8 protein-coding genes are annotated in these 8,138 nt (G+C 61.6%); 5 read left to right on the top strand and 3 right to left on the bottom strand.

Going from position 1 to position 8,138, the window contains the following annotated elements; all coding sequences use genetic code 11:
* Positions 1-391 precede the first annotated feature (391 nt).
* Positions 392-916: a DUF6586 family protein gene (locus SOP95_RS22680; protein WP_274077084.1), complete on the top strand. Its 525-nt coding sequence runs from the start codon at positions 392-394 to the stop codon at positions 914-916.
* A gap of 142 nt (positions 917-1,058) precedes the next feature.
* On the top strand, positions 1,059-1,292 hold the full coding sequence (locus SOP95_RS22675) for a hypothetical protein (RefSeq protein WP_274077098.1): 234 nt from the start codon (positions 1,059-1,061) through the stop codon (positions 1,290-1,292).
* Between the two features lie 82 nt (positions 1,293-1,374).
* On the opposite strand, the gene sulA is transcribed toward SOP95_RS22675, so the two are convergent.
* Positions 1,375-1,851: an SOS-induced cell division inhibitor SulA gene (sulA, locus tag SOP95_RS22670; protein ID WP_323608392.1), complete on the bottom strand. Its 477-nt coding sequence runs from the start codon at positions 1,849-1,851 to the stop codon at positions 1,375-1,377.
* A 10-nt stretch (positions 1,852-1,861) separates the two neighbouring features.
* A complete protein-coding gene (gene lexA, locus SOP95_RS22665) occupies positions 1,862-2,470 on the bottom strand; it encodes a transcriptional repressor LexA (RefSeq protein ID WP_274077082.1) in 609 nt (202 codons plus the stop codon).
* A 229-nt stretch (positions 2,471-2,699) separates the two neighbouring features.
* On the opposite strand from lexA, the gene SOP95_RS22660 reads away from it, so the two are divergent.
* The 3 genes from SOP95_RS22660 (at position 2,700) to SOP95_RS22650 (ending at position 5,338) form a co-directional block, all read left to right on the top strand.
* Positions 2,700-3,407, top strand: coding sequence for a TetR/AcrR family transcriptional regulator (locus SOP95_RS22660; protein WP_274077081.1), 708 nt, complete (start codon positions 2,700-2,702; stop codon positions 3,405-3,407).
* A 158-nt stretch (positions 3,408-3,565) separates the two neighbouring features.
* On the top strand, positions 3,566-4,576 hold the full coding sequence (gene nagZ, locus SOP95_RS22655) for a beta-N-acetylhexosaminidase (protein ID WP_323608391.1): 1,011 nt from the start codon (positions 3,566-3,568) through the stop codon (positions 4,574-4,576).
* 12 nt (positions 4,577-4,588) lie between these two features.
* Positions 4,589-5,338, top strand: coding sequence for an S-methyl-5'-thioinosine phosphorylase (locus tag SOP95_RS22650; protein ID WP_323608390.1), 750 nt, complete (start codon positions 4,589-4,591; stop codon positions 5,336-5,338).
* Between the two features lie 98 nt (positions 5,339-5,436).
* On the opposite strand, the gene SOP95_RS22645 is transcribed toward SOP95_RS22650, so the two are convergent.
* Positions 5,437-8,130 (bottom strand): DEAD/DEAH box helicase, encoded by a 2,694-nt coding sequence (locus SOP95_RS22645; RefSeq protein WP_323608389.1) that lies wholly within the window; start codon positions 8,128-8,130, stop codon positions 5,437-5,439.
* Between the last annotated feature and the right edge of the window lie 8 nt (positions 8,131-8,138).

The raw sequence follows: 8,138 nt of genomic DNA, 5'->3' as shown, positions 1-8,138 counted from the left end.
CGCGGTGCTCTCAGGTTTTTCGCGAGCAATCGAGCGTCGACCGGCTGCTCCTACAGGGCCCACTGCGCAGAACCTCCACTCGGCCTCTCGATGTGGCAAGAAAATCAAAAGCCAGATCAAAAGCCAAAGCCAAAGCCAAAGCCAAAGCGAGGCGGCCTACCGGCCGGCCTGATCGGGAGCCGTACGCATTTACCTGTAGGAGCCGGCTTGCTGCGGGCGGCGTTCCGACGATGGCGCCGGCAAGTCGGAACGCAGCACCGCTTGCTCCTACGGAGAGATTTATTGGGCCGGTATCTGCTTCAGGATTAGACAATGCTTGCGGCAAAGGGAGTTGATCCACGACACTGTCTGACCTGCGTGAAGCAATTATTTCGTTGTGGAGGCTGCCGTCATGGCCCACGAGCTCTATACCCGTACCAACCAGAAGATTTATTTCGCCGGCTTGTCGCTGGAAGCGCTCGCCAAGGCCGAAGAGGGGCGGGCGATGAATTCCCTGGCGCTGATTCAGGCGGGGCGAGAATCGGCGTTATTTCACCTGTATGGTGCCTTGCTGGGGTTGTGTCACGAGATTGCCGGTTTCTATCGTTTGCCCCAAGCCAATGCCTCCCGGGCCGAATCCTTGCTGACTCGTGAAGTACTGGAAAGCATCGCAATTCCGGAAATGGCCGAGATGGTCGAGCTGGCCAACAACCCGGAAACCTGGCTGGCCAAACTGTTGGCTGCCCATGCCGCGTTGTTTCAGCCGCCACGGGCGCCGCACAAGCCCAAGGGTGATGTGACGCAGCCGTTGATCCTGGCAGTCAACCTGGATGAAGAAGAGGCACCTCAGGAGCTGGGCCGTGAGGAGCTTGAGAGTTGGCGGCAGAACTTGAAAAGCCTGGCCGTCCGTTTTCGCGAAGGCTTGAACGAGTGCTGAGGGAGTGAAGGGTGCAGCGAACGACCCGCAGGGTTGTTTGCTCTGCCCCTGAGCTGATTTCGCGATGGCATCTGGTCAAGATCCCGAGCGAAGCCTGGCCGATGCCTATATAATGCCCGCCTTTCGTGGAGAACAGACCTTTATGCCAACGTCCTTTCTAGAAATTGTCGAGTTACCAGACGGCCGAATCGAGCTGCGCAGGGCTGAGGACGAGGGTTCTCTGGTTACTTTGGATTTCTCCGAGGATGCCAAAGCGTTCCTGCAAGGCCAGCACGTAGAAGTCGCCAAGGCGATGTTGAGTGTCGGCGTGCAAATGGCAGGGCGCCTGGTTGAAGGCGATTTTGAAAAGGAAGAGGGGCCGCGGGTCCTTCATTGACCCCGCCCGTCGGTTTTTACCGACACTGTCTCCCATTGGCTTCTCCGTCCTTGTAGAAGCCCCGCACCTTCACTGTGCGCCGTTACCCCAGACGAATATTCAGGCTTTGAGCGTCCCCGATCCGGGCGGCGCTGATCAGCTGTTGCCGTGAGTTTGCGTTCAACGGGTTGAGCCAGCTAACCACGGTGTGGCTGCGGCCGAGGCGAAGTGCCTCACAAGTCAGTTGCTGGGCGCTCTGGGTGCCCCGGGGTTGCAGCAGCAGGATGCGCTCGCGATTGAGGCCGGCGTCCCGCAACCAGGTCTGGGTCAGGCTGGCGGGCGGGGCGATCAGGGTCAGCCAGCGGGCATCCTGGTCCTGGCTGAGCTCGCGCAGGATAGGCGCCAGAAGGTTCAGGCAATTCCCGGCTGCACCACGCAGAGACAACTCACTGAAGACCTCGGGCTCGGCGCTCCAGGGCGACTCGACCACTTCCTTCAGGATCGGCGCCAATGGCTGTGCCATGAACGCCTCGAACAGTAGCGGCAGTTGGGCTTGCTGTGGTGTCTGTGGGAACTGCATAAAGCCTCCTTTAGCGGCGAATGACGCCGACGCTCAAGCCTTCGATCACCAGTTCCTGATCTTTAAGGTTCACTTCGATAGGGGCAAACTCGGGGTTTTCGGCCATCAACCAGACTTTGCTGCCGTCGCGCTTGAAGCGCTTGACGGTGACTTCGTCGCCGATCCGCGCCACCACGATCTGGCCGTTGCGGGCTTCGCGGGTGGTGTGGACGGCCAGCAGGTCGCCGTCGAAGATACCCACATCCTTCATGCTCATGCCGTGCACCCGCAGCAGGTAATCGGCGCGCGGGTGGAAGAACGCAGGGTTGATGTTGCAGGACTCTTCAACGTGTTGCTGGGCGAGGATCGGCGCGCCGGCGGCGACCCGGCCAATGATCGGCAGGCTGGAATCGTCGGCCTTGGCCTCGAAGCCGGGAATGCGAATGCCGCGCGAAGCGCCCGGGGTCATCTCGATCGCGCCCTTGCGGGCCAGCGCCTTGAGGTGTTCTTCTGCCGCGTTGGGCGATTTGAAACCCAGTTCCTGAGCGATTTCCGCACGGGTCGGCGGGTAACCGTTGTCTTCCAGGCAGCGTTTGATGAAGGCCAGAATCTCGGCTTGGCGTGGCGTCAGCTTTAGCATATTGATCGCTCTGTCTTTTTATACAGTGACTGGGATTATATACAGTGAAACGGTCTTGGCAATGCCCCTTTTTTTCTCCGCCGCCAGACGGTCGCGCAACGGGCTGATGGAAGCTTTGCGGTTGTGTGGTTAAATGTCTGACCGACCATTCCCGAAACGAACTGCCAGACTTGACAATGCACGGGCTGAAACGTATGTTTCAAACAAGTGTTTGTCAGGCGGAGTAGCCATGGCCCAGTCGGAAACCGTTGAACGCATTCTCGATGCTGCCGAGCAGTTGTTCGCGGAAAAAGGTTTCGCTGAAACCTCATTGCGTTTGATCACCAGCAAGGCGGGTGTCAATCTCGCGGCGGTGAACTATCACTTCGGTTCGAAGAAGGCGCTGATCCAGGCGGTCTTCTCGCGCTTTTTGGGGCCATTCTGCCTCAGCCTCGATAAAGAGCTGGAGCGGCGCCAGGCCAGGCCTGAAAACAAGCCTTCCCTCGAGGAGCTGCTGGAAATCCTCGTCGAGCAGGCCCTGGTGGTGCAGCCGCGCAGCGGCAACGACCTGTCGATCTTCATGCGTTTGCTCGGGCTGGCCTTCAGCCAGAGCCAGGGGCATTTGCGTCGTTATCTGGAAGACATGTATGGCAAGGTGTTTCGCCGCTACATGATGCTGGTCAACGAGGCCGCGCCGAGGATCCCGCCGATCGAACTGTTCTGGCGCGTGCACTTCATGCTCGGAGCGGCAGCGTTCAGCATGTCCGGTATCAAGGCCTTGCGTGCCATCGCCGAAACCGACTTCGGGGTCAACACCTCCATCGAACAGGTCATGCGCCTGATGGTGCCGTTCCTGGCGGCCGGCATGCGTGCCGAATCCGGGGTCACCGACTCGGCCATGGCCACCGCGCAGCTGCGTCCTCGTAGCAAATCGACACCGGTTGCCGCCAAGGTTTAACCGCTCATGGGTGGGCGCGGCTGCTTACATCCGATAAGCTAGCCGCCCATGCCGACTCTCGTTGTCAACCCGTTCCCGCTCATGATCATCGACCTCCCGGGTACAACCCAGGGCGGTGCATCGCTGCGAGCCGGGTTTATCGTTATCAAGGAATTGCTATGACTGCTGGCCTGCAAGGCTCGTTGATGGTGGACGTCGCCGGTACCTGGCTGACCGCTGAAGATCGCCAATTGTTGCGCCAGCCCGAGGTGGGCGGCCTGATCATTTTCGCCCGCAACATCGAGCATCCGCGCCAGGTGCGCGAGCTGAGCGCGGCGATCCGCGCCATTCGTCCCGACCTGCTGCTGGCGGTGGACCAGGAGGGTGGACGGGTGCAGCGCCTGCGCCAGGGCTTCGTGCGACTGCCGGCGATGCGCGCCATTGCCGATAACCCCAACGCCGAATACCTGGCCGAGCAGTGCGGCTGGATCATGGCCACCGAGGTGCTGGCCGTGGGCCTGGACCTGAGCTTCGCCCCGGTGCTGGATCTCGATCACCAGCGTAGCGCCGTGGTCGGGACCCGTTCGTTCGAAGCTGATCCAGAACGTGCCGCATTGCTGGCCGGTGCGTTCATTCGCGGCATGAACACCGCAGGCATGGCCGCCACCGGCAAGCATTTTCCCGGCCACGGTTGGGCCGAGGCGGATTCCCACGTCGCGATCCCCAATGACGAGCGCAGCCTTGAGCAGATCCGCGCCCACGACCTGGTGCCTTTCGCCAGACTGAGCCAGCAGTTGGCCGCCGTCATGCCTGCCCACGTTATTTATCCACAGGTCGATGCGCAGCCAGCGGGCTTCTCCCGGCGCTGGCTGCAGGACATCCTGCGTGGCGAGCTGCAATTCGACGGCGTGATCTTCAGCGACGATCTGTCCATGGCCGGTGCCCATGTGGTGGGCGATGCCGCCAGCCGTATCGAAGCAGCACTGACCGCCGGGTGCGACATGGGCCTGGTGTGCAACGACCGTGCGGCCGCCGAACTGGCTTTGAGCGCCGCCCAGCGTCTTAAGGTCAAGCCGTCGGCGCGCATTGCGCGTATGCGTGGCCAGGCGTTTGCGAGCACCGAGTACCGCCAGGATCCGCGCTGGCTCGCAGCCGTGGGCGCGCTCAGGGATGCACAGCTTATTGATTAACGGAGGGGCGCCATGACGGTCTACGCGATTATCGGCGGTACCGGCCTGACCCGGCTGGAAGGCCTGGACATTCGTCAGTCATTGGCGCTGGACACTCCCTACGGCGCGCCGTCTGCCGAGGTGCAGATCGGCGAGTACGCCGGCCACGAAGTGCTGTTTCTCGCCCGGCATGGCCAGCCGCACCGTTTTGCCCCGCACCGGGTGAATTACCGGGCCAATCTCTGGGCGCTGAAGCAGGCCGGTGCCGAGGCGATAATTGCGGTCAACGCGGTGGGCGGCATTAACGCAGCGATGGGTACCGGGCATTTCTGCGTGCCGCATCAATTGATCGACTACACCAGCGGTCGCGAGCACAGCTACTTTGCCGATGACCTGGAGCCGGTCACCCATATCGACTTCAGCTACCCCTACAGTGAATCGCTGCGTCAGCGCTTGATTGCCGCGTTGGTGGCCGAAGGCATTGGTTTCAGCGATCAGGGTGTGTATGCCTGCATGCAGGGTCCGCGGCTGGAAACCGCCGCCGAGATCCTGCGCCTGGAACGCGATGGCTGCGACATCGTTGGCATGACCGGGATGCCGGAAGCGGCCCTGGCCCGCGAGCTGGAACTGGATTACGCCTGCCTGGCGCTGGTGGTGAACCCGGCGGCGGGCAAGTCGGCGACGGTGATCAGCATGGCCGGGATCGAACAGGCGTTGAAGGAGGGGATGAGTAAGGTGAGGTCGACGTTGTCGCGGGTGCTCATAGGATCGACAAGCGACTGACCTGTAGGAGCTGGCTTGCCAGCGAAGGGGTCCTGAAGCCCAGCTCAAAATTCACGACCGCCTTCGCCGGCAAGCCGGCTCCTACAGTTCGAATTTTGCTACTTCTCCAGCTTGTCCGGCAACGGCGCAAACAACGCTTCAATATCATCGCTCTGCAACTTCCAATCCCCCGCCTGACGCCCATCCAGCACGCCCGCCGCCAGGTCGGATTTCTCCTTCTGCAGATGTTGAATCTTCTCTTCCACCGTGCCGCGCGCGATCAGCTTGTAGACAAATACCGGCTTCTCCTGGCCAATGCGATAGGCACGGTCGGTGGCCTGGTTTTCCGTGGCCGGATTCCACCAGGGGTCGTAATGAATCACGGTGTCCGCTTCCGTCAGGTTCAGGCCGACGCCGCCGGCTTTCAGGCTGATGAGAAAGATCTGACGCTTGCCGCTCTGGAATTCCTTCACCGGCGCACGACGGTCGCGGGTCTGTCCGGTCAACAAGGCATATTCAACACCGCGTTTCTTCAGTTCGACCTCGATCAAGGCCAGCATCGAAGTGAACTGCGAGAACAGCAGGATCCGCCGGCCTTCCTCGAACAGCTCTTCGAGCATTTCCATCAGGCTGTCGAGCTTGCCCGAGGTGCTGCCCCGCGTCGGAAGGGGCGCGTCATTGACCAGGCGCAGATCGCAACACACCTGGCGCAGCTTGAGCAGCGCCTCGAGGATGATGATCTGGCTGCGGGCCACGCCTTTGCGGGTGATTTCGTCACGGACTTTCTTGTCCATGGCCAGGCGCATGGTTTCGTACAGGTCGCGCTGGGTTTCGTTGAGCTCGACCCAATGGATGATCTCGGTTTTCGGTGGCAGCTCGGTGGCCACCTGTTCCTTGGTGCGGCGCAGCAGGAAAGGTTTTATCCGACCGTTGAGGTGTTGCAGTCGTACTTCGCTGGTGCGCTTTTCAATCGGGACGCGGTAATCGCGGTTGAAGCTTTTCACGTCGCCGAGCCAACCGGGCAGCAGGAAATGAAACAGCGACCAGAGCTCGCCCAGGTGGTTTTCCAGTGGCGTGCCGCTCAGGCACAGGCGCTGGCGGGCGTTCAACTCACGGGCGGCCTGGGCGGCCTTGCTGTTCGGGTTCTTGATGTACTGCGCTTCATCCAGCACCAGGACGTGCAACGGCTGCGCCGCCAGGCGGTCGACGTCCTTGGGCAGCAACGCGTAGGTGGTCAGGATCAGGTCGTAGTCGGCCAGGTTGTCGAAATGCTTTTTGCGGCTGGCGCCGTACAGTGCCAGCACCTTGAGTTGCGGGGTAAAATGCGCGGCTTCGTCGAGCCAGTTGGGAATCAGGCTGGTGGGCATCACCACCATGCAGGGCCGGTCGAGGCGCCCGGCGTTCTTCTCGCTGAGCATGTGCGCCAGGGTCTGCAGGGTTTTGCCCAGGCCCATGTCATCGGCGAGGATGCCGCCGACTTCCAGTTGCCGCAACGACTGCATCCAGCTCAGGCCTTCAAGCTGATACGGGCGCAGGGTTGCATTCAAGCCGTCCGGAGCTGTGGCGGTGTAGTCCTTGATGTCGCGCAGGCGCTGGGCAAAGGTGCGGATCTGCTCGCCACCTTCCCAGAGCAGCGGCAGGTCTTCCAGCGCATTGAGGCGCGTGGCGTCGGCCTTGCTCAGGCGCAGTGCGGTTTCACCCGGCTCTTGCAGGTAAAACTCGCCGAGCGTCGCCAGTACCGGTTTCAGGCGGCCGAAGGGCAGGGCGACTTGCAAGGGGCCGTGATCGGCGTTCGGCCGGTTGGGGATGTTGACCAGGATCAGCTCGTCGTCGCGCCGCCGTGCCAGGCGTTCCGGGTTGAGCAGTTCGGTGTGCGAGCGCATCAGGTTCAGCAGGATCGGCAGCAGGCTCAGCCGCTCGCCATTGACGATGATCCCCAGTTCCAGGTCGAACCAGTCCCGCTCCGGCGCCTGTTCGACCGTGGCGTACCAATCGTCCACGGCGGTCAGGTCGAATCCGAAGTCCTCGTTGATCAGCAGTTCCCAGCCCTGGGTGCGCAACTTCGGCAGTTCATTGAGGGTGAAGGTCAACCAGGCGCTGTCATTGACCATCTCATACAGTTCGCCTGCGCTTTCCGGCAGGGCCTTGCTTTGCCGGGTGGCAATCTTGAAGCCGAGGATTCGCAGTTGTTCGCGGTAGGACTGTTCCACATCCGGGTGGCGTTTTATCCGTAGGGTCTGGGTCTCCTGGCGAATCAGGATGTCGGAATTCTTCTGGCCTGAAACGTATTCGTCCAGATAACTGAAGGACAGCGCCGCGCGATGCTGGATGTAACGCTGCATCCGCCCGTTGCGCGGTTCGAAGGCGCTGAATTCGATGCTCGCCAGCCACAGGCGCGGTACCGGTTGCACGTTGTCCACCAGGACTTGCGGTGGTGCCTTGGGGCTACGGTTTTCCAGCACCGCCTGGAGTTTTTCCAGGAGTTCGGCGTCTTTGGCGGCGGCGGGGTAGTCGAGGGTTTCCTGGACTTGCAGGAGCACCGCCGCGCAATGTTTGCAGTTGCTGTGGACCGGACAGGAGCAGGTGGCATCGACCATCAGCAAGGTGCCTTTGGCCGACTCGCGCAGGCGAATGGTCTGACGGTAAACGTTGCCGCCAGAGCCTTCGCATGCCGCGGTGATGGTCGCGTCGCCGACCTCGACGATCCTGACGCGATTTTCCAGTGCGTAGCGGCGACCACGCTCCAGGCTCTGTTCCTTGAATCGGCTGACCCAGGAAGGTGCCAGGGGTTTGCTCAGGGTCGTCGCGGACATGGGGGCTT

This window comes from Pseudomonas sp. YuFO8 (assembly GCF_035065025.1).
GTDB classification, from domain to species: domain Bacteria; phylum Pseudomonadota; class Gammaproteobacteria; order Pseudomonadales; family Pseudomonadaceae; genus Aquipseudomonas; species Aquipseudomonas putida_AE.
The sequence above is the reverse complement of the archived record's forward strand: the minus strand, read 5'-3'. Positions and strand labels throughout refer to the sequence as shown.